We start from the raw sequence: 24,042 nt of genomic DNA on the forward strand, positions 1-24,042 counted from the left end.
GTCACTCCGGCCGGGCTACGCCCGACCTCCATGACGCCCCGCAGGCGGCAGCTTGAACAACCAACCCGCAGACGATCCACTTATCAAACGTCAAAGGCTGTTCAGACAAACCGAGCCACTTCTAACAGCGAGTTTACGCGCGACGGCGACAGCAGCACGTTTGAAGCCGATTTTCTCGCGCAATTTGAGTCCCCAAGATCGCAGATCACTTTCTGCCGCAGCTCTAGTCATGATGACCGTTGCCTCTTCATAGAGTAGGCCGCGCAGGTGAGCATCACCGCGTCGGGAGATATGGCCATCGTAATCGATTTCGCCCGATTGGTAACGTCTGGTCGTAAGACCGATCCAGGCACCAACCGATCGTGATTTTTTGAGGTTAGCGGGATCCTCAATGGCGCTTGTGAACGCTGTCGCTGTGATAGCGCCGACGCCTGGTATCGACATAAGGAGTTGGCACGCTTGGCTTTGCCGCGCATCAGCAAGAAGCTGACGTCCCAGTTCTGCTGCTCGTATCCGGATGCTGCGCCACGCCTCGAGGATCGGCATCATAATGGGCGCAAGATCATTGCGTCCATCCAGTGAACGGCAGACATGTTCATCGAACTTGCCTCCCTTTGCTGAAGGGATGATCAAGCCAAAGGTCTTCATCAGCCCTCGGATCTGGTTGGAAAGCTCCACCGAAATCCTTACCAGCCTGTTGCGTGCGGCCACACGCGTGCGTGAAATCATACTCTCGAAGCCCTTCACACGCACTTCTCGGAAGAAACCGATTTCGGCCAGATGTGCCAGTCCGTCGGCATCATTTGCATCGGTCTTGTTCGGCGCCATGTCGAGGGCCGCCTTGGCGTGCCGTGCATCGATGCAGATCGCCGGCAGCCCTTCGGACTTTAAGGCATGGAAAAACCAAACCGACAGCGGCCCGGTCTCAAATACAACTCGCTTCGCATGGGGCGCCCGCTTGCGAACAAGTTTTACCAAAGCTGCGGGATTTGACGCGCACTTGCCGCGCCAAATCCGCTTGCCCTCACGACGGATAGAAACGGCGGTCTCTTTCATCGAAACGTCGAGTCCGATATACTGTTCCATGGCTGTTCTCCGTTAAATGCTTGGGCCCGGCGTCCAGTCGTGAGCCCGTACTTTCATCTTATCGGAGAGCAGCCACCTCCTGTTCAATTCCTTTGCACAGGCATCTCGGCGACTCGCTCCCGCGATTACCCCATGTGTCAGAACGCTATCGTAACGGTGGACAATCGAGTTTTGATGTGATTCCGAGCGGTTGCGACACCAACCTTGGAAGCCATCATGTGGAACCTGCCCGCCCGCGCGCATCATAGGCCTTGTCCGACCGCTTGATGATCTCGATCGTCCAATGTCCTGCACCGGCGATGGCATCGCGGAGTTTGTCGCCAGCATAGCCGCCATCGGCAAAGACATGGCGCAGCCAAGGGAAGCGCGGCCGCGCGGCCTTGAGGACATCGACCGCACCATCGCGGTCCTGAATATCGGCGGTGTGCACGAGGATGAAGATGAGGAAACCGCAGGTGTCCGTCAGGATGTGGCGCTTGCGGCCTTTGATCTTTTTGCCCGCATCATAGCCCCAAGGGCTGCCGCTTTCGGTCGTTTTGACCGACTGACTGTCGATCACACCGGCACTTGGACTTGCTTCGCTTCCCTCGATCTCGCGCAGGTTCATGACCAGCACTGTGTTCATCGCCTCGAGCAGCCCAGCGTTGCGCCAGGCGTAGAAATAGCGCTGGACCGTCGAGACCGGCGGGAAGCATTTGGGGCAGAAGCCGCCAGGCGCAACCGCTCGCCGCGATGTAAAGCAAGGCGTTCAGCACTTCGCGCATGTCCGTTGTTCGGCGCCGACCGCCCCGCTTGGCAACAGGGATGAACGGCGCCGCCAGCGCCCACTCCCGGTCGGTCATATCGCTGGAATAGCGCAATCCTTTTCGCCTATGCTCCTCCCGGGCAATACCAGTCCATGCCATGGTTCACTCCATCTCTTTGCAAAGAGGCGTGAATCACAACGTGCTGGTATTGCCCAACAACGTTCGGGGCAGGCTCTTAGGCGCGTTCGCGCCCAGCAGCGGGTCGATTGCCCCGCCTACGGCCGCGATATGCTCGAGATCGACGCCGCTTTCCGGTTCATCGAACAAGCACAAGGCCGACCGCTTGAGAAAGAGCTTCAGGATTTCCCAGCGTTTGATCTCGCCGCCCGAGAAGCCGACAATGACGTCCCGCTCCTCGAACCCCCGGAAGTCGAGCGCTGCCGCCTCCTCTTTCAGCATGTCGGCCGATCCGATCGCGGCGGTGAACGCCTCGACGGTGACGCCGTCGAGGCCCGGCGGGCGCTGGAAGGTCATGCCGAAACCAAGTCGCGCGCGTTCATCGACGGGCACAGCCTCGACCGGCCGTCCCTTGAACAAGATATGGCCGCTTGTGACCCGGTACGGCGGCAAACCCATGATTGTGGCGAGCAGTGAGGATTTGCCCGATCCATTGGGTCCGAATAATATATGGGTTTCCCCTGCCGGGATCACGAGATTCACGCCATGCAGCACGCGAGTGGTCCCAACTGCGGCATGGAGATTCCGGATTTCGAGAAAGGGTTCGGCCAACGGTGTCGCTCCTTTGCGTAACGCCAGGCTCGCATGCCGCTTGGGACTGGAATATCTGTAAGGTTACGTAGTTCGTGCTCGTACGGCTCCGGCTATCGTGAGTCGTCCGGGTTCATTTGATCTCGACTGGTTTCACCGTATCCTGTGGACACGCGCCGCCAAATATCCTAGCCAAGGCGTGCATTTTCCGATCTTGATCGTGAGGAAAGGCACGCAATTGGCGCGTTGAACATAGGCTCTCGACTTTCGGTCGGGCGGCCTGCGGAATGCAATACCTTCGGGAAATACGCAGGGCGCGTTTTCCTATGTTTGCGCGCGATCAACCGTCCCGGCTGGCGGGGCGGGCCATCGGAGTGCGTCATGATCTGGCGACCGAACAAGCTATCCGCGGAATCTTCCGCAAAGGTCATGACGTGCCGACGACACGGCAATGAAGTCGTATGCGGCTTCACCACCCTTAAGCGATTCTGCATGCCAACTCCTGGGGAGTTGGCACGGGGATGATGGTCAGGCGCCCGACACAGGCCCAGCGCGCCTGGCTCCTCGCCTCGATCACGGTGGCGATCGTCCTAGTCGCAATTCTCGCCCGCTATACGCTCAAGCCCTGGCTCGTCGCGGGAGAGCCCTATTTCCTGTTCTGCCTTGCTGTTCTGGTCGCTGCGATTGCCGGCGGGCCGCGCCAGGCGCTGATCGCGGCGCTGCTATCGATCGTTGCGGGGATTGGCTTCGAAATCACGGAGCCCTCGACGATATTCGATCCGATCAGTGTAGCGACCGCGCTCGTCCTGGCTGGAGGGATCATCCTTTTCGCTGCCGGCAATGCTCCCTGGCAGCGCAAATCCCGTAAGGAGAATGAGCGTGTGGCTACCCGCTTGCAAGCGGGGGCAGCAGCCGCTGAGGAACTCGGCCTGCTGATCGACGGCGCGCAGGGATATGCGATCTACATGCTCGATCCGGAAGGCGTTGTTACGATCTGGAACGAGGGAGCCGAGCGCCTGAAGGGCTGGAGCGAGGTTGAGGTGGTGGGCGTGCATTGCGCGATCTTTTATCCAACGGACGCTGTCGATGCCGGCAAGCCGGCGCAGGATCTGGCTCGGGCGCAGGATCTCGGCAAGTTCGAGGAGGACGACTGGCGCGTGCGCAAGGACGGCTCGGAGTTCCTTGCCCATGTTTCGATCACGGCTCTGCGCAACGAGGATGGAACACTCCGCGGGTTCGGCAAGGTCGTGCGCGACGCAACCGAGGAGCGCGCAGCCGAGAGCGCGCTCAAGGCCAATGCCATGCATCTTCGTTCGATTCTGGCGACGGTCCCGGACGCCATGATCGTCATCGATGAAGAAGGCAGCATCATCTCCTTCAGCGCCGCCGCCGAGAAGCTGTTCGGATATGCCGAAGCCGAAGTTACGGGCTCCAACGTCAGCCGGTTGATGCCGTCACCCGACAAGGACCGGCATGATGGCTATCTTAGGCGCTATCTTGAGACCGGCGAGCGGCGGATCATCGGCATCGGCCGGATGGTACTCGCCTGTCGCCGGGACGGCTCGACCTTTCCAATGGAACTGTCCGTCGGCGAGGCGGTTAGCGGCAAGCAACGGGTATTCACCGGGTTCATTCGTGACCTCTCTGAGCAGCATGCGACGCAGGAGCGCTTGGAGGAGCTTCAGTCCGACCTCATTCACGTGGCCCGGGTCAGCGCCATGGGGACGATGGCCTCCACACTGGCGCACGAGCTCAACCAGCCGATCACGGCCGTCGCCAACTATGTCGAAGCGGTCAGGGACCTGCTCGCCGAAGGCAATCCCGATGATATGCCGATGATTACCGAGGCGCTGAATGATGCGGCGGGAGAGGCGATCCGTGCCGGTCAGATCGTGCGGCGATTGCGCGATTTCGTGGAGCGGGGCGAAGTCGAGAAGACGGTCGAGAATCTGCCCGAGCTGATCACCGAGGCGGCGGCTCTAGGCCTGATCGGCGCTAGGGAAAGAGGGATTCAGTCCCATTTCGAGTTCGACCCCGGCGCGAGCCAGGTCCTCGTCGATAAAGTCCAGATTCAGCAGGTTCTGATCAATCTCATTCGCAACGCCGTCGAGGCGATGGCGAGTGAAGTGGAGCGCCGGATCTGGGTCTCGACGCGCCGCGATGGTAAGGGAATGATCCGGGTGACCGTCGCCGACACGGGGCCTGGCGTCCCGGCGCATGTCGCCGACCAGCTTTTCACCGCGTTCGTCACGACCAAAAGCGAAGGCATGGGGTTGGGGCTTTCGATCTGCCGGACGATCGTCGAGGCCAATGGCGGGCGCATTTATCTGGAGCCGCGCGAGGGGGGCGGATCGCAATTTCACTTCACGGTGGTCGCAACCGACCCGGAGACGATCGATGACGGATAGACGGATGATCCATATTGTCGACGATGAGGACGCGATTCGGCGCTCGGCCGGTTTCATGCTCAAGACTTCCGGATATGCCGTCGCGACCTATGCTTCGGGGGTCGCCTTCCTGCGGGAAGTGCGCCACGTCGAGGAGGGCTGCATCCTGCTCGACGTGCGCATGCCCGAGATGGACGGCCTCGAAGTCCAGCAGACGCTGCTGGAGCGGGGGATCGCTATGCCGGTCATCATCCTTACCGGCCATGGCGATATTTCGATCGCCGTGCGCGCGATGAAGGCGGGCGCCGTCGAATTCATCGAGAAGCCGTTCGAGAAGGCGACGCTGCTCGCGGCGATAACCGCCGGGTTCGACAGGCTCGATGGGCTGGGACGCCGCTCTGAGAAAGCCTTGGAAGCCGCAGTGCTTATTGCCGGTCTCACAAGCCGTGAGCAGGATGTTCTCAAGGGGCTGGCCGATGGCCTGCCCAACAAGACGATTGCCTTTGATCTTGGGATTTCGCCGCGGACCGTTGAGGTCCACCGCGCAAACCTCATGACCAAGCTGGGCGTGAGGAGCCTGTCCGATGCCTTGCGCATTGCCTTTGCAGCCAATCTCGGAGACGCGCAGTCTTAAGCCGCTTGAACAGACGATCTTCGTGATCCCAAGCGGGGCTTTTCCGGTGCACTGGTCACATCCCGGGCCAGATCCGGTCCGCGCTGGAACGGTCTTACCACCGATCAAGTGTTGCGCCGAATCGATAGGCCGCCAGGCTTGGGCGAACTGCGCGACGCGCTTGGGTGGAGCGATAGCCTGCGCAGGCCTCCCCCAGATCGTATCCGAACGGTCGCGCGAAGACAGGATATCACCAAGTTCCGCGGCTCAGCTTGATAGTGCCCGCACCGCCTTGACATGTAACATTGTGCACAATATAATTGTGCCATGTTAATTGGATGGAGCTGACGATGAGCGCGCTATATAATACGAAGGTCACAGCAGTCGGTGGCCGTGCAGGAACGGTGAAGAGCGATGACGGCCTGCTCGATCTCTCCTTGGCACTTCCCAAGGCACTTGGCGGAAAGGGAGGCGCCACCAATCCGGAGCAGCTGTTCGCCGCTGGCTATGCGGCGTGCTTCGAGAATGCCGTGATCCACGTGGCCCGCACAGCGGCCGACAAAGTCAGGGACGATGACATCATCGTCGTGGCCGACGTCGGGTTGCTACCGAACGGCGCGGGCGGTTTTGCGCTGACCGTGGCACTCAACGTCGCGATTACGGGTCTCGATCAGGCCGCCGCCGAAGACATCGTTGCCAAGGCCCATGCGGTCTGCCCTTATTCGAATGCGGTAAAGGGGAATATCGACGTCGCGATCGCGGTGTCGGTCAACTGAGGATGAGAATGGTGGACCTGCCGCATTACGAAGATCCGTTGGACCTCGATCGGCAGGTCTGCTTCCCGCTCTATGCGGCCTCCAACTTGCTCAATCGGCTGTACCGTCCAATCCTTGGGGAACTGGGGCTCACCTATCCGCAATATCTGGTGATGCTTGTGCTCTGGAAGCACACGCCCCAAACGGTGGGATCGCTCGGGGATATGCTGCACCTGGACAGCGGGACGTTGACGCCGCTCCTAAAGCGCATGGAACTCGCCGGGCTGATCAGCCGTATCCGTGACGTTGAGGACGAACGTCGCGTATTGATCGGCCTTACAGGAAAGGGCCGCTCCCTTCGTTCGGATGCAGAGAAGGTACCGGCGATGTTGTCGGCTGGGCTGGCCATCGACGAGGCGGCCATCGCCGCGCTACGCGGACAGGTTCGCGAACTCGTCGCGGTGCTTCGCAAAGCGCGCCCCGGAAATCTCGAATGATCCGAAGATCGTCATGCTGACCATACATCATCCTGGTGTTTCACAGGCGGATTGGGTCGTCCAAATTCCACTCGACTAAGCGAACCACTTCCCGTGGCCGAGTATCTTCCACATTGCAGGTTCGCGTGACCGCGGACCAATACGTAAGGACGATTGTCTTGCGAGCGTGTCATCTGTCCGACCCGGCCCCCATTGGCGGGTATTTCAGGATGGATATGAACACGAACACTGCAGCAGACCCGGCGCCTCACCCGGTCATCGCCCTTGTAGACGACGATCCGGGTGTCCGCCGTTCGGTTCAGCTCCTTCTCCGCTCACGCGGCTATGACGTCCGCTCCTACGCCTCGAGCGCGGCCATGCTGGCAGACGCGCAGGTGCTGGATGCCGCCTGTCTTGTCACCGACTATCTCATGCCCGAGATCGACGGGATCGCAGTGCTCGACGCGCTGCGCGAGCGCGGCTGGAACGGGCCTGCTATCCTGGTTTCGGCCTATTATTCCCCGCGCCTCATCGAACAGGCGAAACGGCAGGGATTTGCGAGCGTCCTGGAAAAGCCGCTGCGAGAACATCTCCTCAGCGAGACCGTCTCCCGGCTCATCGGCAAGGGTGAAAAGGCTGCTGTTTCGTTGCCCTGAAGTCAGTCCATGTGTTCCTCGTCTCCAGCTTGCCCTGTACGGTCTTCAATGTCGGGGCCATGACGAATACCCTGCCGCGAAAGGCCTTCGCGAGGAGTCGGAAGAATAGGCATGGACGAACAGCTGCCGGTCACGATTACTTTCCACGGCGCGGACCGCACAGTGACCGGATCCTGCATGGAAATCGCCTCCGGTGAAAGTCGCATCCTGATCGATTGCGGGCTCTTCCAGGGATCGCGAAGCCTGGAGACCTTGAACTATCGCACCTTCGCTTTCGACCCGGACAGGATCGATGCGGTGCTTATGACCCATGCGCATATCGATCATTGCGGTTTGCTACCGACGCTTGTTGCCGCCGGCTATGACGGTCCGGTCTGGTGCACGCCGCAGACGCGAGATCTTCTCGACGTCGTGCTGCCCGACGCAGGCCGACTTCAGGAGAGCGATATCGCGCGCCGAAATCGGCGCGCCGACCGGGCGACCGAGCGGCCGTTACAGCCCATCTACACCGTTAGCGACGGTGAGCGCGCAGCACGCCTGGCGCGCGGCATTGCTTTGCAGCAATGGTTTGAGCCCGCACCCGGTATCCGGGCACGGCTCTGGAACGCGGCGCATATTCTCGGATCCGCCTCTATCGAGCTTTCCATCGGTGGTCTGCGCCTGCTCTTTTCCGGCGATCTGGGTCCGGAAAACAAGGCTTTCTATCCCGATCCCGAAGCACCCGCCGGGTTCGATCATGTGATGTGCGAGAGCACCTATGGTGATCGGACATTTGCGCAGCCCACGATCCGGCAACGCCGTACGCTGCTCCAGCAGGAGATCAGGCAGGCACTCGCACGGGGCGGCAATCTCGTCATTCCGGTGTTCGCGCTCGAACGCACACAGGAGTTGCTGCTCGACATTGCCAGCCTGATCAATGCCGGCAGGATCGCCAGGGTGCCGGTTTACATCGATTCACCTCTGGCGGGTCAGACCACACAGATATTTGCCAGACATGCCGAAGCGCTGGAAGATTTGGGGCGGGGCAGGGTTTTCGATCACCCGGCCTTTCATTTTGTCGAGACCGCAGATGAGTCGATGGCGCTCAACGACGTGTCGGGTGGGATCATCCTTGCTGCGTCCGGAATGTGCGAGGGCGGGCGCATTCGTCATCATCTTCGGCACAATCTGCCCCGCCCGGACTCAACGATCCTGTTCGTGGGGTTCCAGTCGGCGGGCACGCTGGGCCGCGCGATCCTGGAGGGTGCCAAACGCGTGCGAATGTCGGGCCGCACGATACCGGTCCAGGCATCGATCCGGCGGCTCGAAAGCTATGCGGCCCATGCGGATCAAGATGGGCTTATCGCCTGGCTCGCGGATCGGGCGCCTATTTCTGGAAGTCTGTTCCTTACCCACGGGGAAGCGAAAGCACTCGATATGCTCAGCGCCCGGATTACCGAGGGTGGCTTGGCGCGTTCGATCATAATTCCGCAGATGGGTGAGCGCTATGCCCTGGCTCCAGCGGTGCCGGCGAGCCTCGAGGGCGCGGCCCTTCCCGAGGCCGGCGCTGCGATCGGTTCGGACTGGCGCAATAGCTACGCTGATCTCCTCGTCAATCTTCAGGCCAAACTTCGGGAAATCCCAACCGCGCAAGGTCGCGAGGCGGCACTGCGGCGCATGACGGAAATGCTGGCCATTTCAAAAGCCGAACAATCGGTCCCGCCGGAGGATTGATCGATAGGGACAATCGACACTTTCGCTCTGTGACGCGCGCCATCGTAAAATTTCAACCAATGAGGCCAGCGCCGTCGCCTGCAGGTTCCCGACAGGACTGCCGGGCGATGCCCGCGCTATCACCCCAAAGACAAGCGCGGCGCCGTAAACGGCGGCGAGACAGAAGATGCCGACCGCGGTGTCGATGCCCAAAGCGATGAGCCAGCGCCAAATATGAACTCCGTACGGTCGAGCGGGCCAGTCGTGCTACATGGCCGGACACGTCAGCCCGCGATTGCCGTCATGGCGAGCGGGACTGTCATGATACCAACGAGCAAGCTGATACCGATCGTGATCCGCAACCTCTGTTCATCGCGCTCGGACCGGGATGTGCTCGATGGCAAAGTCGGCGTGCAGAAACTGCTGCCGGTCTGGGGAGCCAACGGGGAATACGGCATCGATGTTACTTTCATTATGAAACCGGGAGCCAGGCTAGAACCAGGATCGGGCTCGCCGCATTCGTAATTATACGCAGCGATTTTAGAATGGATCACCTAAGCCGGCTTGAGCATCTTGCGAACCAGAACCAGCGTGGCGTCACCGGGCAGGGGCTGCACCACAAATCCCGAATCCCTCTCGACCTGGATCGCAGCGCGGTTGCCACGGTTCTCGATGGATTCGATCACGGAAAGTCCCCGGTCTGTGGCGCGCTTGGCAAGGAAGGCCAACAGGGTCCAGCCGATCCCTTCATCATGATGTTCGCCATGGACCGAAATCGCGACTTCACCGCGCTCACCCGCCGCATCGCAGGCGAGCATGCCCGTAGCAACGACCGTCCCATCCGCCAGAAATACCAGATAACTCTCGATATTGCTGCTATCGCTCGAAGTCATGGCCTTGATTTGATCTGCACCGATGACGTTCAACCCGCTGAGGAAGCGGAAACGCAAATCTTCCTGCGTGATCGAGCGGAACAGGTCGGTGAGCGCCGCTGCGTCGTCCGGGCGTGCCCGTCTGACCTTCAGTTCCAGACCCGATCGGGTCGTCAGTTGGACGGGTTTTTCATTGATCTTCATGACAGGTCCCATTCGTTTGTGCAGGCGGCCTTTGGTTGCTGCCGGGAGAATGATCTTGCCGCCAATCTCGGCGTGGGCATTCTGTCGAAACGGGAGGCGAACAAGAGTCTTCTGCACTGGCGAAATCGCTGTGGCTGTCATCCCGGCCGAGCGCACTACGCAAATGCCCTGATCTGGATGCCTGTCACAATTCCCATGTCTTTGAGGCCGGATTGGACTTCCCCTAGCCTCCTCCGATGAACCCTTGATAACCAAGCGCCTGCGTTCAGGGTTGGTACGGATCGTTTAGCGGGGAACTCCAGCAGGAACGAACTTCAGGGCCATCCCAACGTGGCAGCAACTCCGTCAACGGCGGCGGAATCGCCTCTGCGCACAAGGCTCGAACGTGGATGCCAATCCGTCTTACAGCCCCATCAGAGGAGAGGACTAATCAGGCGCGCCAGATTCTCGGCGATTTTCCGCATGAACGGTCGACCGGCCCAATCCTCGGGCGTCAGTTCCCTGCTGCCGGCGAAATAGCGCTCCTCCACGGCTCGAATGCGGCGGACTTCGCCGGGGGCGTATATGACCAGATTGGCCTCTGCATTGAGTGTGAACGACCGGATATCGACGTTGCTCGAGCCGACTGTGGCGAGGTCATCGTCGACGGTGATGTGCTTGGCGTGGAGCAGCCTGTCCTCATAAAGGAACAGACGCACGCCAGCACGCAGCATTTCCGCGTAGAAGGAGCGCTGAGCGAGGCCAACCAGCAGCTGATCCTGCACGAGTGAGACGATGAGGCGCACATCCACACCGCGCAGGACGGCGGACTGGATGGCTTCGATCAATCCTTCGTCGGGAATGAAATAGGGGGTGGTGATAACGACACGCTCGCGCGCGCCATAAATGAGCTCGACGGTGAGGCGTTCGCTTCCAGACACCGGATAATCGGGTCCGCTGGGCAGCAGCTGCAGTGGTACGTCTCCGCCTTGCCTCGCAGCGGGGAACAGAGCATCGCCTGCCAATTGCTGTTCGGTTTCGAGATACCAGTCCGACAGGAATACCGACTGCAATTGCGCGACGATCGGCCCCGTCGCGCGCGCCACCAGTTCCTGATTGCGGATGCCGGGCCGGAAATCGGCGGCGACGATATTCTGGGAGCCGATATAGCCGATCTGTCCGTCGATGATAGTGAGTTTGCGGTGATTGCGAAGGTCGGCTCGCGCCGGCCGCCATCGTAATGGCCTGACCGGCAGGACCTCCCTTGCATCGATGCCCCGTGCCTGCATGGCTGCAATCACGCGTGAGCGCCAGGGCCGCGAGCCCAGCGCATCGATCATTACCCTGCAGGAGACGCCGCGCCCGGCCGCGCGGCCCAGCGCTTCGACGACCTGCGTTCCGACCTCGTCGTCGGCGAAGATATAGACCAGCAGATGAACATGATCGCGCGCGTCGCCAATGTCCCGGCAAAGGCTCTCGACGGTGTCATCATATTCGTAAAGCAGTTGAAGGTCATTGCCACCAACCGCTTTCATTCCGCCCAGGTTCGTGACGAGTTGCGCGACAGGACGACGCCCCCAGTCAATGTTGGCGGGAAATCCTGTCGCTGCCGCAACGAGTGCCGCATCGGCCTGTCCGGATCTTGGGTTGCCGGCAAAACGCTGCCTTCGCCATTTGGGAAATCGGGGGCGGCCGATAGCGATATAAAGGATGAGGCCGGGAATCGGCAGGAAGAAGAGGAGCAACAACCAGCTCCGGGCCGCTTCGGGAGACCGGCGGAGCGGAACGAGCAAGACCATCGCCAGCCGGATGATCCACTCGATCGCCAGATAGAATGCGCCCCAATGTTCCTCTAGATAAGTCATTCCGTCATCGTTGCTGGTGCGCGGGATGTCGGCAAGTTCTTCCTGGCGCGAAGGATGGTGAGTTGCGGTCCTTTGGCACGGGACGGTTGGCACTTGTGCTTGTTCGCCGCTGCGCAGCGCAACGTTGAGCGAACGGAGCGCGGCGCGACAGGAGAGCCTGCCGAAGCGCCGGCAACAGCGCGAACGGTCCGCAGAACGCTGGGAAGAGATGGCCCGCGCCGCCGAAGAAACCGAGCGACGCACAGCGATCAATGAAGCGCAAAAGCGGGCAAGGGACATGGCATGACCAACGCTCGGTGAACTTCCGGTGGGCTACCATCCCTCGGACGACGAGACTTTCATGAGCCCCCTGCGGTTGGGGTATTCTCGTTCGCATTCGCTGGCCTGGAAGCTGCAGATGCTCGGTGAGGTCGAGGTTGCCCTCGATCTGTTGCAGATGGAGCAGCTCGGCGGACGCACCCTCAAGATCGTGCGGCACATGAGTCCTCCTGCCTCGATAAGGGATGGCGCCTCACCCAACCCTGGTCTCGCCTGACTTCGGGAACTTACGTAGCGACGCGCGTCCTTATAAAGACACATAGCAGAAACAGGTCGGCATGATCCGGCAGGTGCGAGGATGCACGATATGGTTGATCCGGCGCTGTCCGCGCGTCCCAGGATATGTGTGGTCGATGATGACGCGGCAGTGCGCCGCGCGAGCTTGCTGGCGCTTGAGGCATGCGGCTACGACGTGCGTGCGCATTCGAGCCCCCTGCACGCACTCAGGGACCCTGCCATCGGGGATGCCCTTTGCCTGGTCACGGAGTTTCTCATGCAGGGCATGGACGGGATCGCGCTGGTGCGCGGCCTGCGCGCGGGAGGCTGGACCCGCCCGGCTATCCTCGTCACGGCCTATCGCGATGACTATCTCGTCGCGGCTAAGGGCGAGGAGATATTCATCGACATATTCGAGAAGCCCGCGATCGAGCGGCGCCTGATCGCGTCCGTGGATCGGGCGACCGGCCGCACCTGACACCGCAGCTACGTATATTCCCGAAATGCCTGGTGCAGCCCTTTCAGCGACCTTCGTCCTATCGGGAGGAAGTGGGACATGCTCAAGGATATTCTGGCGATCGTAGATACAGGCGAAGCCGACGAACAGTTCCTCAAGGAAGTGCTCGCCTTCGCTCGCCTTCATGAAGCCCATCTCTCGATCGCGATCCTGTCAGCCATCCCGACGCCCGATTACGCCATCGCCTTCGGGCCGCCCTATATCGTACTCGCCGATTTCCTGAAGGCGTCGGAAGAGAAGCAGGCGCGCGTGGAAAAGCTGGTCGGGGGCGAGGGTGTCGAGGTCCGTATATTGAGCGACGATCCGGCGATCCTGCTGGACAAGGCGCCGGTTCAGGCGCGCTATGCCGATCTGGTGCTGTTCGGCCCGGCCGCTGCCTATGCCAATCAGCGGCTGCGGCGGCGGCTCGTTGAAAATGTGGCTCTGTCCTCGGGACGGCCGTTGCTGGTCCTGCCAGATGCCTGGCAGCCGCGCGCGTTCAAGCATCTGCTGGTTGGCTGGAACGCGACCCGCGAAGCGACCCGGGCCGTGAGCGAGGCACAGATGCTCGCGTCTCCTGGCGCACGGATCGAGATCGTGATCGTCGATGGCGACCCTTCGACCCGAGGCCATGGCTCCGATCCCGGTGCGGATATCGCGCGAAACCTCTCTCGACACGGCTTTGCCGTGACGGTTCACGCGCTGGCGTCCGATGGAAACAGTGAGGCTGAAGTGCTCGAGGGCATGGCCCGCCGCCAGCAGGCCGACATGCTCGTCCTGGGCGCGTCGGCGCATTCGAAATTACGCGAGTTGTTCCTGGGCGGCGTCACCCACGATCTGCTCGACGGCGCGCCGGTTCCGATCCTGTTCGCGCATTAAACGCAGAATCTCCCTTGTGGCCGGTCGCCGTCTGTCCCCACAAGTCCGTCTTAGGCTGTTGGATCTGCGCGAGACAGGAATTGCCTCTCCCACACCAGAAAACACATGGGGTTAGGGCCGGATCGCTACCTTCAGAACGCCGTCGCGCTGATGCGAGAAGAGCTCGTAAGCGGTCTCGATATCGTCGAGCCCATATCTGTGCGTGACGAGCGGAGCGGTATCGGCGCGTCCTGACCCGATCACATCCATCAATCGCCGCATGCGCTCCTTGCCGCCGGGGCACAGCGTTGTGACGATGCGATGATCGCCAAGCCCCGCGGCGAATGCATCCAGCGGAATCCTGAGGTCTTCGGAATAGACCCCCAGCGATGACAATGTCCCGCCCGGTCGCAGCACCCGAAGCGCCGCCTCGAAGGTCGTCTGTCGACCCAGAGCCTCGATCGCGACGTCGACGCCGCGCCCGTCCGTGATGCGCCGGATCTCGTCCACCGGATCGACCTTGCCCATATCGACCAGGTGATCGGCGCCCATGCGTTGCGCGATCTCGAGCCGTTCGGATAGGGCATCGACCGCGATGATCGAGGTCGCGCCCATCATTCTGGCGCCGATGGTCGCGCACAGGCCGATCGGCCCCTGAGCGAAGATGGCGACTGTATCGCCGATCTTCACCTTGCCCGCTTCCGCGCCGCTGATCCCGGTAGAAAGAATGTCGGGGCACATGAGAACCTGCTCATCGCTCAGGCCCTCGGGGACCGGCGCGAGATTGGCCATCGCATCGGGCACAAGCAGATATTCAGCCTGCGCGCCGTCGATCGTGTTGCCGAACCGCCATCCCCCCATCGACTTCCAGCCATGGCCATGGGCGGCACCGCACTGGGAATGCAGTCCGGACAGGCACGCATAGGACGTGCCTGACGGCGTGATCGCGCCGGCGACCACGCGCTGGCCTTCGCGATACCCCTGAACGGCCGAACCGAGCTTCTCAATGATGCCGACCGGTTCATGACCGATCGTCAGCCCCGCCGCGACGGGATACTCGCCCTTGAGGATATGGACGTCGGTGCCACAGATCGTCGTCAGGGTCACCCGGATCAGCGCGTCGAGCGGGCCTATTTCGGGGACTGGCTTTTCGCCCAGGATGATCCGCCCAGGCTCGATGAAAATGGCAGCCTTCATTTTCTGGGCCATACGTCCGCTCCCTCAGATTTCTCACGACAGTTGCGGGCCGAAATATCGCCGATAGGCGACAACTGCTCTACGGGATGTCCCGTAACGGCTCTTGACGTCATCGCTGCGGCTTGAGCGTGCGTAGCCTTGTTCGAGCCGATTCGCGATGCAGACGGCCCGTCAGCCCATCCGATGGGGTGTGTTACTGCCCGCCTTAGTAGCATCCCTTATACAGGTCCGGCCGCCCGCCACCTAGGCTCGATCGATGCAACTATGAGGAGTGGCAATGGCAGAGACACCGGTCGTGCTCGAGTGGCACGCGATGCCTATCGAAGAGGTGCTGGGCGTGCTTCAATGCTCCAGTGCCGGCCTGAGCCAGGTAGAAGCGGAGCGTCGTCTCGCTGTATACGGCGTCAATGCCTTGCCGGTCGGGACGACAGTCCATCCGATTCTCCGGTTTCTGGCGCAGTTCAATAGCGCTCTGATCTATTTTCTGCTTGCCGCTGCCTTCGCCGCCGCACTGCTGGGGCATCTCGTCGATGCGTCGGTCATCACGGTCGTCGTCCTCATCAACGCCATCGTAGGATTTCTCCAGGAGGGTAAGGCGGAGAGGGCGCTGGGCGCCATTCGCGATATGATAGCGCCCCATGCAACGGTTCTGCGCGATGGCGCGCGGCGCACCATAGAAGTTCCGGACATCGTCCCCGGCGATATCGTGCTGATCGAGGCGGGGGACCGCGTGCCAGCGGATATGCGCATCCTGCGCGCCCGCGGCCTGCTTGTCGATGAAGCCGCGCTGACCGGGGAATCCGTCGCAGCGGAGAAGCAGGAGGCGGCGGTCGGTGAAGACGCGGCCATCGCTGATCGCCAGTGCATGCTCTTCTCCGGAACGCTGGTCGCATCTGGTCAGGCCAGCGGCATGGCCGTAGAAACAGGAACGCGCACCCAGATCGGCCGGATCAGCAAGCTCATGCAGGCTGTGGAGACGGTCAGCACGCCATTACTGCGCCAGATCAACGCCTTCGGCACGCGCTTCACCGCCTTCGTTCTCGTTGGTGCGATCGCGCTGTTTGCTTTTGCCGTGCTCGCTCGCGAGTTCCACTGGATCGACGCGTTGATCGCCGTGGTGGCACTCGCCGTCGGCATCATTCCCGAAGGCCTTCCCGCCGTCATCACGATCACGCTGGCGATTGGCGTCCAGCGCATGGCGGCGCGCAATGCCGTTATCCGTCGCCTGCCGGCCGTCGAGACGCTCGGCGCGACCTCGGTCATCTGTTCGGACAAGACCGGTACGCTCACGCGCAACGAGATGATGGTGCGCCGTATCCTTCTGCCGAGCGAAGAACTGATGGTCGGCGGATCTGGCTATGCGCCGGAGGGCGGGCTCACCAGCGAGGGCGCGGATGACGACGCGGCCGCCATCGCGGCGTCGGCGGCGATCATCCGATGCGGATTGCTGTGCAATGATGCGGCGCTGCGCAGTGACGCAGGCCGCTGGCATGTAGACGGCGACCCCATGGAGGGGGCGCTAGTCGCGCTCGCGATGAAATCAGGTCTCAATCCCGACCATCTGCGCGGCGAATGGAAGCGGATCGACGAGATCCCGTTCGACGCGGCCTATCGCTTTATGGCGACGCTCCATCATGGCCCAGGCGGGGAAGGCTTGATCTTCATCAAGGGCGCGCCGGAGGCCGTCATCGCCATGGCAGGCGCCGATCCCCGGAGTTGGGAGCCGCGCCTCGCTGTTGCTGCCGATCAGGGCGAACGGCTGCTCGGGTTCGCCATCAAGCGGCTCCAGGCTCGTGACGATCGGCTCACCTTCTCTGATCTGGATCACGGAATAGAATTTCTTGGACTGATGGGGTTCATCGACCCGCCGCGCGAGGAGGCGAAGGCAGCGATCGCCGAGTGTCGCTCCGCCGGGATCGCGGTCAAGATGATCACTGGAGACCATCTGGCCACAGCGCTCAGCATCGCGCGCCAGCTTGCGCTGAGCGATGCGCCTCGCGGAATGATCGGAGCCGAGCTCGAACGGATATCCGACCGGGAGCTGTTTGACAAAGTGCTGGAGGTCGATGTCTTCGCGCGCTCCAGTCCGGAGCACAAGCTTCGGATCGTCCGTGCGCTGCAGGCGCATCGCCTGATCGTCGCCATGACCGGTGATGGCGTCAATGACGCGCCCTCGCTCAAGCAGGCCGACGTCGGCACGGCCATGGGACACAAGGGCACCGAGGCGGCTAAGGAGGCCGCCGAGATGGTGCTGCTGGATGACAATTTCGCGTCGATCGTGGCGGCGGTGCGCGAAGGCCGCACGGTTTACGATAATATCCGCAAGGTGATCGCCTGGACCCTGCCGACCAATGGCGGCGAGACGGTCGCGGTCGTTCTGGCAATCCTGGTGGGTTTCACGCTGCCGATGACGGCGACGCAGATCCTCTGGATCAATCTGGTCCTCGCCGTGACGCTGGGTCTTGTCCTGGCTTTCGAGCCGAGCGAACCTGGAACCATGGCGCGGCAGCCTCGGCACGTCGATGCGCCGCTCCTCTCGCCGTTCCTGCTGTGGCGCGTGTTCCTGGTCTCCGGGCTGATGGCCGCGCTGGCGCTCGGGATATTCTTTCACGCCAAGGGGCAGGGGCGCGATCTGGAGACGGCGCGTACCCTGGTCGTCAACATGCTCGTTGTCGCCGAGATCTTCTATCTCTTCAACGTGCGCTATCTGCATATGCGCTCGCTCACCTGGCGCGGCGTGCTGGGAACACCAGCCGTGCTTGCCGCGATCGCGGTCGTGATCGGCGCGCAGCTTTTCTACACCTACGCGCCCGTCATGCACGCGATCTTCGAGAGCCGGCCGCTCGCGCTTGCCGACGCCATGCTGATCGTGGGCCTGGGAGTCCTCCTCTTCCTCTGCCTCGAGGCGGAAAAGCTGCTGATGCGGCGCCTGGGCTGGTTTGAGGAACTCGCGTGACCAGTGCCGATCTTCTTCAGGAAAATGTGAAAGGACATCCGATGACCCATCCCCGCCTGGCGCCGCCCCACAAGATCCTGCTCGCCACGGACCTCAGCTGCCGCTGTGACCGCGCGCTCGACCGGGCGGTCCAGCTTGCCAAGGAGTGGCAGGCGGAGCTGATCGCAGCCTATGTCGTCGATCCCGATCAAAGCCGTCAATACCGGTTCGATCGGACGCCTGCCTCCTGGAGGCGGTTGCCGAGCCCCGTTGAACGGATGCGCTGGCGCCTCAAGCGCGATCTCGGCACCTCGGCCGAGTTCATCCGGGTGATCGTCGAGGAGGGGCCGCCTGGCGAGACTCTCCTCTCGATCGCGGCGCGAGAAGGCTGTGATCTTATCGTGACCGGGATCGCGCGCGACGAGACGCTGGGACGGATGATCCTGGGCAATACCGTCAACCGGCTTGTACGCGGTTCACCGGTGCCCGTCCTCATCGTCCATGATCGCGCCCTTGGCGCCTACAGGAGCATTGTCGTGGCGACGGATTTTTCCGAAGCCTCGCTGCAGGCACTCCTGACGACCTCTGCGCTGTTTCCAGGGCGCGACCTGACGCTGTTCCATGCCTATGACGTCCCGTTCTCGGGCCTGCTCGATGAAAGGGACTATGTCCGTAACCTGCGCACAATGGAGAAGGAATTGGGTGCGAAATTCCTCAGCGACGAGCGCGTCGATACAGCCGTGAGGGCTAGCGCTGATGTCATCATCGAGCATGGAACGCCCGGACGGCTTCTTGCTGACTATGTCGAAAACGAGCATGCCGACCTCACCGTAATCGGCAGCCATGGCCGCGGCGTGCTGTTCGACGCGCTGATCGGCAGCACCGCACAGAGCCTGATCGAGAGTCTCGAGGGTGACCTGCTCGTCGTTCACTATCGGCCGGGCAAGGGCCAGTGAATAGCCCTCGGGCTTCTGGACGCCTTCGATCCTAATTTTGAGGATAGGAGGCGATGATGGGTGAGGGGAATTGCAGCGACGAGTTCAAGCGCAATGCTGTGTCGCGGATCGGGTAGCGGTGTTACCCGATAGCGGAAATTTCATAGCGGCTCAGGGTCAGCCAGCATTCGCTCTGTTCTTGGGCAACCGCTGGCAAGGGCCGCGTCAGACGATGTAACCAAGAATGCCGAGATCAGGCGATTGGAGCGCGAACTGGCATGATGGACCTGGGATTTTAAAACGACTGGACTGGCAAAACATCGCTGACTGGCATTGAGCCAGTCCCGTCATGGAAGCTTTGCGTCAATCATCCAGAGAATCAAAGCCAAAAGTCCGAAGGTCAGAGCAGTCAGGAAAGCCACATCCACGTTGCCGCGCAGGCGATTGAGAAATTGCATTTTCCGGCTCCTCGATAGCAGGTCGCAACCAAGTTATAAGACGGATATATTCGGGCTATCGGGAACAATACGTATCCAGTGCATCCCTGTGATCCAACTTCGGCGGGTAGGCACAGTTGTTTGCTCTGGACTCACTGGTAATGCATTCAAAATGCGGAGCCGTCGATCGCGCGCGAGCACGACGGCTCCGACAATCGCCGCCCCGCTTCCGATATCTGCCGAGCGATGGTGAGGGTAATGTCTCACCCGCGAGCGCCGGCAGCGGTGCCAGGCCAGGCGTGCCGCGGCCGACGACCGCAGCACCGCGCAACACGCCACGACGGTCGATCGACGTGTCTCACCTGTCCAATTTCCATCGCAACAGCGCGAGTCAGGGCGGGCCTGTCGCTTGACATCATGTCAGGGTCGAGCGGTCTCAGCGCCTTGATACCGGTCAAAGTCGAAAGACCTTGACCCTGACATGATGTCAGACCCTATCTGCCAGTGCGAAGGAGCAAGACGATGAACGATCCTCATGCACATGGCGGCCATTGCTGTTCGAAACCGTCCACTGCGCCCGCCGCCATCAAGGACCCCGTGTGCGGGATGACGGTAGATCCGGCGACGAGCGCGCATCATGCCGAGCATGGCGGTGTGACATATCACTTCTGCAGCGTCGGCTGCCGTGCAAAGTTCGTCGTAGATCCGGCCAGGTTCACAAATGGCGAGGCCGATACTTTAACGGCAGCGCCCCCGTCCTCGCTATCGGTGTGGACTTGCCCGATGCATCCCGAGATCCGGCGCCCTAGCCCGGGCATCTGCCCGATTTGCGGCATGGCGCTGGAGCCGGCGGAGCCGAGCGCCGACGAGGGAGCAAACCCGGAACTGGTCGATTTCACTCGCCGCTTCTGGGTGAGCGCGATGCTTGCCGTGCCCCTGCTGCTGATTTCGATGGGCGCCGAGATGGCGGGTCTGCACCTCGTGCCGATGCGCTGGTCGCCCTGGGTGCAATTCGCGCTGACTGCGCCGATCGTGCTGTGGGCAGGCTGGCCGTTTTTCGAGCGAGGCTGGGCGTCGCTCAAGTCGCGCCACTATAACATGTTTACGCTGATCGCGATCGGGGTCGGCGCGGCCTTCCTCTACAGCGTGGTGGCGACAGTCGCGCCCGGGGTGTTTCCGGCAAGCTTCCGCGACCATGGCGCCATGGTGCCCGTCTATTACGAGGCGGCCGGCGTGGTCGTTGCGCTGGTGCTACTCGGGCAGGTGCTGGAACTGCGCGCGCGCGCCGCGACCGGACGTGCGATCCGCGCTCTCCTGAACCTTGCGCCCAAGACCGCGCGGCGGATCGGTCCGGACGGCGAGGAGCAGGAAGTCGATCTCGGCAAGGTCACGGCCGGCGATCGTCTGCGCGTGCGTCCCGGCGAGGCGGTCCCGGTCGACGGGACCGTGATCGACGGCCGCTCGTCGGTCGACGAGTCGATGCTGACCGGCGAGCCGGCGCCGGTGCTCAAGGTGCCGGGCGCCGCGCTTACCGGCGGCACCGTCAACGGCACTGGTAGCCTGGTCATTGAGGCGCAGGCGGTTGGCGCCGACACGATGCTGGCGCGCATCGTCGCGATGGTCGCGGAGGCGCAGCGCAGCCGTGCGCCGATCCAGGCCGTGGCGGATCGTATTTCCGGCTGGTTCGTGCCGTTGGTGGTGCTGATCGCACTGCTGACCTTTGCCGTCTGGAACCTTGTCGGCCCCGAGCCGCGCTTCGGCCATGCCTTGCTCAACGCCATCGCGGTCCTGATCATCGCCTGTCCGTGCGCGCTCGGGCTTGCCACACCGATGTCGATCATGGTCGGGACGGGACGCGGGGCTCAGGCCGGCGTGCTCGTCAAGAATGCCGAGGCGCTGCAGGCGCTCGACAAGGTCGATACACTGGTGATCGACAAGACCGGGACGCTGACCGAAGGCAAGCCCAAGCTCGTGGCGGTCGAGCCAACTGAAGGGTTCAACGCTGATCGGGTGCTGGCGCTGGCGGCAGCGGTCGAGGCTCGCTCCGAGCATCCGCTGGCGGTCGCGATTGTTACCGGCGCCAGAGAACGCGGGCTGACCGTCTCGGCGGTCGAGGACTTCGACTCGCAGACCGGCATGGGCATAAGCGGCCGGGTCGACGGTCGGAGGGTCGTGATCGGCAATGCCGCGCAGATGCGGAGTGCCGGAGCGGATGCCACAGCGCTAGAGGCATCGGCCTCGCGGCATCGCGCTGAAGGCGGCGGCGTCATGCTGGTTGCCGTTGATGGTGAAGCGGCCGGGCTGATCGCCGTCGCCGACCCTGTCAAGGCGTCATCGCGCGGCGCGATCGCTGCGCTTCACGCCGAGGGGCTGCGCATCGTCATGCTGACCGGCGACAGCCGCGGCACGGCAGAGGCCGTCGCTCGGGCGATCGGCGGGATCGACGAGGTCCATTCCGATCTCAAGCCGGAGGACAAGGCGCGGATCGTCGTCGACCTCAAGGCGAACGGCGCTCGGGTCGCTATGGCGGGCGACGGTATCAACGATGCCCCGGCGCTCGCGGCCGCCGATGTCGGCGTGGCGATGGGAACGGGGACGGACGTGGCGATCGAGAGTGCTGGGCTGACGCTCACAAAGGGCGACCTTTCGGCGATGGTACGTGCGCGGCGGCTAGCGCGTGCCACTATGGCCAACATACGGCAGAACCTGTTCTTCTCCTTCCTGTTCAACGGCGTGGGCATACCTATTGCGGCGGGTGTGCTCTATCCGGTGACCGGCATCCTGCTGTCGCCCATGTTCGCAGGGGCCGCGATGGCGCTGTCGTCATTCACCGTCGTCGTCAACGCGCTCCGCTTGAACGCTGTACGACTGGAAGCGCGCAAGCCATGAATATCGGTCAGGCCGCCGCTGCAAGCAGCGTGTCGCAGCGTATGATCCGCCACTATGAGAAGATCACGCTGATCCCGACACCGTCAAGGCGCGGCAGCGGCTATCGGGACTATTCGGACGCCGATGTTCACCGCCTCCGGTTCGTCGCAAACGCGCGCGACCTTGGTTTCCCGATCGAGGAAATCCGTTCGCTTCTGGACCTCTGGCAGGACCGTTGCCGATCGAGCGCTGAGGTGAAGGCGCTGGCACTTTCCCGAGCCGACGAGCTTGGCCGCAAGGCGGCTGCGCTGGACGGTATGCGCCGGGCGCTGATGGAACTAGCCAACAGCTGTACCGGAGACGAACGGTCGGATTGCCCGATCATCGATCGACTGGCTGAGGGTTGATCGTCGCAGCTGCCTTCCTGAAGGGCGCTTCCGACTTCACTATGAGATCTTGCACCGCGAAGGTACAAGCCATGATCCAAAACTCCGTCTCGACATTCCCGTTCTTCTCCCTGACGTGCCGGACGCGGCAGATGCTTGTGTCGACAGGCTCATCGGCTCGCTCGAAAGACGCCCGGGCGTCGAACAGGCCATGTGGTGCCAGCCGAAGCGGGAGCGCCCGCGATACGCTGCATCCATTTCGATCCGGCGGTTACGACGCTGTTGCGTATCCGCTAACTGGCCCAACTCGCACATTGCTTATGTGGTCTCGACTGACCGCTTGATAGCGATCCTGCGTTTCGTGCTCGTATTTGAGCCATCGGGGTCAGCATCATGGTGCGGCGGCCACGCGCGGCCAATGCGCCGCTGCTGTCCATTTTCTTTTATAACTGATTCTGCTCGCGTCCGGCTTGTAGGTGGGCCTTGTCCTCGGCGACTTTTTGCATGCTCTGGGCATGGGGCGATGCCCAGACAGTCCGGGCAATGGTCATAAACATGCCTGTTGGCGCCGAGATCACCGGCCTCGGCTTGCCGCTTTTTGTCGTGCTGGAAGGCGAGAAGAGTTGCCGCGAAAGCTGAGATAGTTCGACGCATTGGCGTTACGCGCACGTGTCCGGATCCCAAGTACGGTCCATGCGAGCCTTTGACGACATCTGATTGCGCTTCAGCAGTAACGGCGACGGGGGAGACTGGAACATGCGCCTTCCCCCGACCGTGATTGGTACTGTTACGTATACTTGCTATGTGTCGGGACAGATAATCGTAATGAAGGCGCTATGGCATCACGACGGTCGGGAGTGATGGCAGTTGCTCTCTTACGATGAAGGTCGGAATATGGCGTGGCTCGCGAGGATAATGCTGTTTGTGCCGGCGCTGATCGCCGGATGGTTCGTCTCTAAAGAGGACCCCCGATACTGGGTGGTGGCGATGGTAATCGCGCTGGTGTTCATCGCGCTTTCATGCTGCATTGCTATCTACGTACCGGCCTTTCGCCTCTGGCCACGTCGCACGCGGCAGTAGCAACGCAACGATCACATATCCGGAGCGCTTGCGAAGGCTCACGCGCTTGAGCAAATGACCCTTTTCCAAGTGGCTGATGAAATCGGCATTGAACGGTCGGGTGCTCGGGCTCACTGGGGAATGTCATCAATGATGGGCGCCTTCGCACTGCCGGACCCCGGCTGGTAGGGGCGCCTGAATGCGAGTCCATGACCATTGCCGGCAAGTACGCCTTCAA

The 24,042-nt window shown here is 62.0% G+C and carries 21 protein-coding genes and 2 pseudogenes; 17 read left to right on the forward strand and 6 right to left on the reverse strand.

Annotation, left to right across the window (positions count from 1 at the left end; all coding sequences use genetic code 11):
• Positions 1–90: 90 nt before the first annotated feature.
• From HH800_RS08470 to HH800_RS08480, 3 genes and pseudogenes are all read right to left on the reverse strand, one after another.
• Positions 91–1,086: an IS110 family transposase gene (locus tag HH800_RS08470; protein ID WP_169860758.1), complete on the reverse strand. Its 996-nt coding sequence runs from the start codon at positions 1,084–1,086 to the stop codon at positions 91–93.
• A gap of 247 nt (positions 1,087–1,333) precedes the next feature.
• Positions 1,334–1,991 (reverse strand): annotated as a pseudogene (locus HH800_RS08475) (IS5 family transposase); the annotation flags it as partial.
• Between the two features lie 33 nt (positions 1,992–2,024).
• Entirely contained in the window at positions 2,025–2,564 is a 540-nt protein-coding gene (locus HH800_RS08480) for an ATP-binding cassette domain-containing protein (protein WP_328805874.1), read from the reverse strand.
• A gap of 557 nt (positions 2,565–3,121) precedes the next feature.
• On the opposite strand from HH800_RS08480, the gene HH800_RS08485 reads away from it, so the two are divergent.
• From HH800_RS08485 to HH800_RS08515, 7 genes are all read left to right on the forward strand, one after another.
• Positions 3,122–5,008, forward strand: a complete 1,887-nt coding sequence (locus HH800_RS08485) for a PAS domain S-box protein (protein ID WP_066856538.1) — start codon at positions 3,122–3,124, stop codon at positions 5,006–5,008.
• Positions 4,998–5,621 (forward strand): response regulator transcription factor, encoded by a 624-nt coding sequence (locus HH800_RS08490; RefSeq protein ID WP_010335976.1) that lies wholly within the window; start codon positions 4,998–5,000, stop codon positions 5,619–5,621. The genes HH800_RS08485 and HH800_RS08490 overlap by 11 nt, the downstream gene beginning before the upstream one ends.
• A gap of 329 nt (positions 5,622–5,950) precedes the next feature.
• Complete coding sequence (locus HH800_RS08495; protein ID WP_010335975.1) at positions 5,951–6,376, forward strand: organic hydroperoxide resistance protein; 426 nt, start codon at positions 5,951–5,953, stop codon at positions 6,374–6,376.
• An 8-nt stretch (positions 6,377–6,384) separates the two neighbouring features.
• Positions 6,385–6,852 carry a MarR family winged helix-turn-helix transcriptional regulator gene (locus tag HH800_RS08500; protein ID WP_010335974.1) on the forward strand — a complete coding sequence of 156 codons (468 nt, stop codon included), beginning with the start codon at positions 6,385–6,387 and terminating at the stop codon, positions 6,850–6,852.
• Between the two features lie 215 nt (positions 6,853–7,067).
• The gene (locus tag HH800_RS08505; RefSeq protein WP_010335973.1) at positions 7,068–7,487 is read left to right on the forward strand and encodes a response regulator transcription factor; all 420 of its coding nucleotides are present in this window, start codon (positions 7,068–7,070) and stop codon (positions 7,485–7,487) included.
• Between the two features lie 111 nt (positions 7,488–7,598).
• The gene (locus HH800_RS08510; RefSeq protein WP_010335972.1) at positions 7,599–9,200 is read left to right on the forward strand and encodes an MBL fold metallo-hydrolase; all 1,602 of its coding nucleotides are present in this window, start codon (positions 7,599–7,601) and stop codon (positions 9,198–9,200) included.
• A gap of 300 nt (positions 9,201–9,500) precedes the next feature.
• Positions 9,501–9,704: a hypothetical protein gene (locus HH800_RS08515; RefSeq protein ID WP_157102437.1), complete on the forward strand. Its 204-nt coding sequence runs from the start codon at positions 9,501–9,503 to the stop codon at positions 9,702–9,704.
• 29 nt (positions 9,705–9,733) lie between these two features.
• Here HH800_RS08515 and HH800_RS08520 read toward each other — a convergent pair whose 3' ends face one another.
• A complete protein-coding gene (locus HH800_RS08520; protein WP_010335971.1) occupies positions 9,734–10,255 on the reverse strand; it encodes a GNAT family N-acetyltransferase in 522 nt (173 codons plus the stop codon).
• A gap of 413 nt (positions 10,256–10,668) precedes the next feature.
• Positions 10,669–12,378, reverse strand: a complete 1,710-nt coding sequence (cls, locus tag HH800_RS08525) for a cardiolipin synthase (RefSeq protein ID WP_235682058.1) — start codon at positions 12,376–12,378, stop codon at positions 10,669–10,671.
• A 28-nt stretch (positions 12,379–12,406) separates the two neighbouring features.
• Here cls and HH800_RS08530 point away from each other — a divergent pair, with 28 nt between their 5' ends.
• The 3 genes from HH800_RS08530 (at position 12,407) to HH800_RS08540 (ending at position 14,008) form a co-directional block, all read left to right on the forward strand.
• Complete coding sequence (locus HH800_RS08530; RefSeq protein ID WP_010335674.1) at positions 12,407–12,634, forward strand: hypothetical protein; 228 nt, start codon at positions 12,407–12,409, stop codon at positions 12,632–12,634.
• 90 nt (positions 12,635–12,724) lie between these two features.
• Positions 12,725–13,111, forward strand: a complete 387-nt coding sequence (locus tag HH800_RS08535) for a response regulator (RefSeq protein WP_066856547.1) — start codon at positions 12,725–12,727, stop codon at positions 13,109–13,111.
• Between the two features lie 78 nt (positions 13,112–13,189).
• Positions 13,190–14,008, forward strand: a complete 819-nt coding sequence (locus HH800_RS08540) for a universal stress protein (RefSeq protein ID WP_010335676.1) — start codon at positions 13,190–13,192, stop codon at positions 14,006–14,008.
• Positions 14,009–14,119: 111 nt separating this feature from the next.
• Here the strand turns inward: HH800_RS08540 and HH800_RS08545 are convergent, their stop codons facing one another.
• Complete coding sequence (locus HH800_RS08545) at positions 14,120–15,196, reverse strand: NAD(P)-dependent alcohol dehydrogenase (RefSeq protein ID WP_010335677.1); 1,077 nt, start codon at positions 15,194–15,196, stop codon at positions 14,120–14,122.
• Between the two features lie 265 nt (positions 15,197–15,461).
• Here HH800_RS08545 and HH800_RS08550 point away from each other — a divergent pair, with 265 nt between their 5' ends.
• The 7 genes and pseudogenes from HH800_RS08550 (at position 15,462) to HH800_RS08570 (ending at position 23,825) form a co-directional block, all read left to right on the forward strand.
• Complete coding sequence (locus HH800_RS08550; protein ID WP_169860759.1) at positions 15,462–18,140, forward strand: HAD-IC family P-type ATPase; 2,679 nt, start codon at positions 15,462–15,464, stop codon at positions 18,138–18,140.
• Positions 18,141–18,181: 41 nt separating this feature from the next.
• A complete protein-coding gene (locus tag HH800_RS08555) occupies positions 18,182–19,075 on the forward strand; it encodes a universal stress protein (protein WP_029547405.1) in 894 nt (297 codons plus the stop codon).
• Between the two features lie 938 nt (positions 19,076–20,013).
• A complete protein-coding gene (locus HH800_RS08560; protein WP_084438969.1) occupies positions 20,014–22,380 on the forward strand; it encodes a heavy metal translocating P-type ATPase in 2,367 nt (788 codons plus the stop codon).
• Positions 22,377–22,766, forward strand: a complete 390-nt coding sequence (gene cueR, locus HH800_RS08565) for a Cu(I)-responsive transcriptional regulator (RefSeq protein WP_169860760.1) — start codon at positions 22,377–22,379, stop codon at positions 22,764–22,766. The genes HH800_RS08560 and cueR overlap by 4 nt, the downstream gene beginning before the upstream one ends.
• Positions 22,767–22,815: 49 nt before the next feature.
• A pseudogene (locus HH800_RS29585) lies at positions 22,816–23,039 on the forward strand (hypothetical protein); the annotation flags it as partial.
• Between the two features lie 210 nt (positions 23,040–23,249).
• Entirely contained in the window at positions 23,250–23,384 is a 135-nt protein-coding gene (locus HH800_RS29345) for a hypothetical protein (protein ID WP_268932919.1), read from the forward strand.
• A 276-nt stretch (positions 23,385–23,660) separates the two neighbouring features.
• Positions 23,661–23,825 carry a hypothetical protein gene (locus HH800_RS08570; RefSeq protein WP_235682059.1) on the forward strand — a complete coding sequence of 55 codons (165 nt, stop codon included), beginning with the start codon at positions 23,661–23,663 and terminating at the stop codon, positions 23,823–23,825.
• Positions 23,826–24,042: the final 217 nt, after the last annotated feature.

The sequence above is a fragment of the Sphingobium yanoikuyae genome, from assembly GCF_013001025.1.
Lineage (GTDB): Bacteria > Pseudomonadota > Alphaproteobacteria > Sphingomonadales > Sphingomonadaceae > Sphingobium > Sphingobium yanoikuyae_A.

Excerpts from the sequence above, each read along its gene's own strand:
- HH800_RS08470 (WP_169860758.1), bottom strand. The coding sequence starts at position 1,086 with ATGGAACAGTATATCGGACTCGACGTTTCGATGAAAGAGACCGCCGTT.
- HH800_RS08485 (WP_066856538.1), top strand. The coding sequence starts at position 3,122 with ATGATGGTCAGGCGCCCGACACAGGCCCAGCGCGCCTGGCTCCTCGCC.
- HH800_RS08490 (WP_010335976.1), top strand. The coding sequence starts at position 4,998 with ATGACGGATAGACGGATGATCCATATTGTCGACGATGAGGACGCGATT.
- HH800_RS08495 (WP_010335975.1), top strand. The coding sequence starts at position 5,951 with ATGAGCGCGCTATATAATACGAAGGTCACAGCAGTCGGTGGCCGTGCA.
- HH800_RS08500 (WP_010335974.1), top strand. The coding sequence starts at position 6,385 with ATGGTGGACCTGCCGCATTACGAAGATCCGTTGGACCTCGATCGGCAG.
- HH800_RS08505 (WP_010335973.1), top strand. The coding sequence starts at position 7,068 with ATGAACACGAACACTGCAGCAGACCCGGCGCCTCACCCGGTCATCGCC.
- HH800_RS08510 (WP_010335972.1), top strand. The coding sequence starts at position 7,599 with ATGGACGAACAGCTGCCGGTCACGATTACTTTCCACGGCGCGGACCGC.
- HH800_RS08515 (WP_157102437.1), top strand. The coding sequence starts at position 9,501 with ATGATACCAACGAGCAAGCTGATACCGATCGTGATCCGCAACCTCTGT.
- HH800_RS08520 (WP_010335971.1), bottom strand. The coding sequence starts at position 10,255 with ATGAAGATCAATGAAAAACCCGTCCAACTGACGACCCGATCGGGTCTG.
- cls (WP_235682058.1), bottom strand. The coding sequence starts at position 12,378 with ATGTCCCTTGCCCGCTTTTGCGCTTCATTGATCGCTGTGCGTCGCTCG.
- HH800_RS08535 (WP_066856547.1), top strand. The coding sequence starts at position 12,725 with ATGGTTGATCCGGCGCTGTCCGCGCGTCCCAGGATATGTGTGGTCGAT.
- HH800_RS08540 (WP_010335676.1), top strand. The coding sequence starts at position 13,190 with ATGCTCAAGGATATTCTGGCGATCGTAGATACAGGCGAAGCCGACGAA.
- HH800_RS08545 (WP_010335677.1), bottom strand. The coding sequence starts at position 15,196 with ATGGCCCAGAAAATGAAGGCTGCCATTTTCATCGAGCCTGGGCGGATC.
- HH800_RS08550 (WP_169860759.1), top strand. The coding sequence starts at position 15,462 with ATGGCAGAGACACCGGTCGTGCTCGAGTGGCACGCGATGCCTATCGAA.
- HH800_RS08555 (WP_029547405.1), top strand. The coding sequence starts at position 18,182 with ATGACCCATCCCCGCCTGGCGCCGCCCCACAAGATCCTGCTCGCCACG.
- HH800_RS08560 (WP_084438969.1), top strand. The coding sequence starts at position 20,014 with ATGAACGATCCTCATGCACATGGCGGCCATTGCTGTTCGAAACCGTCC.
- cueR (WP_169860760.1), top strand. The coding sequence starts at position 22,377 with ATGAATATCGGTCAGGCCGCCGCTGCAAGCAGCGTGTCGCAGCGTATG.
- HH800_RS29345 (WP_268932919.1), top strand. The coding sequence starts at position 23,250 with ATGCTCTGGGCATGGGGCGATGCCCAGACAGTCCGGGCAATGGTCATA.
- HH800_RS08570 (WP_235682059.1), top strand. The coding sequence starts at position 23,661 with ATGCTGTTTGTGCCGGCGCTGATCGCCGGATGGTTCGTCTCTAAAGAG.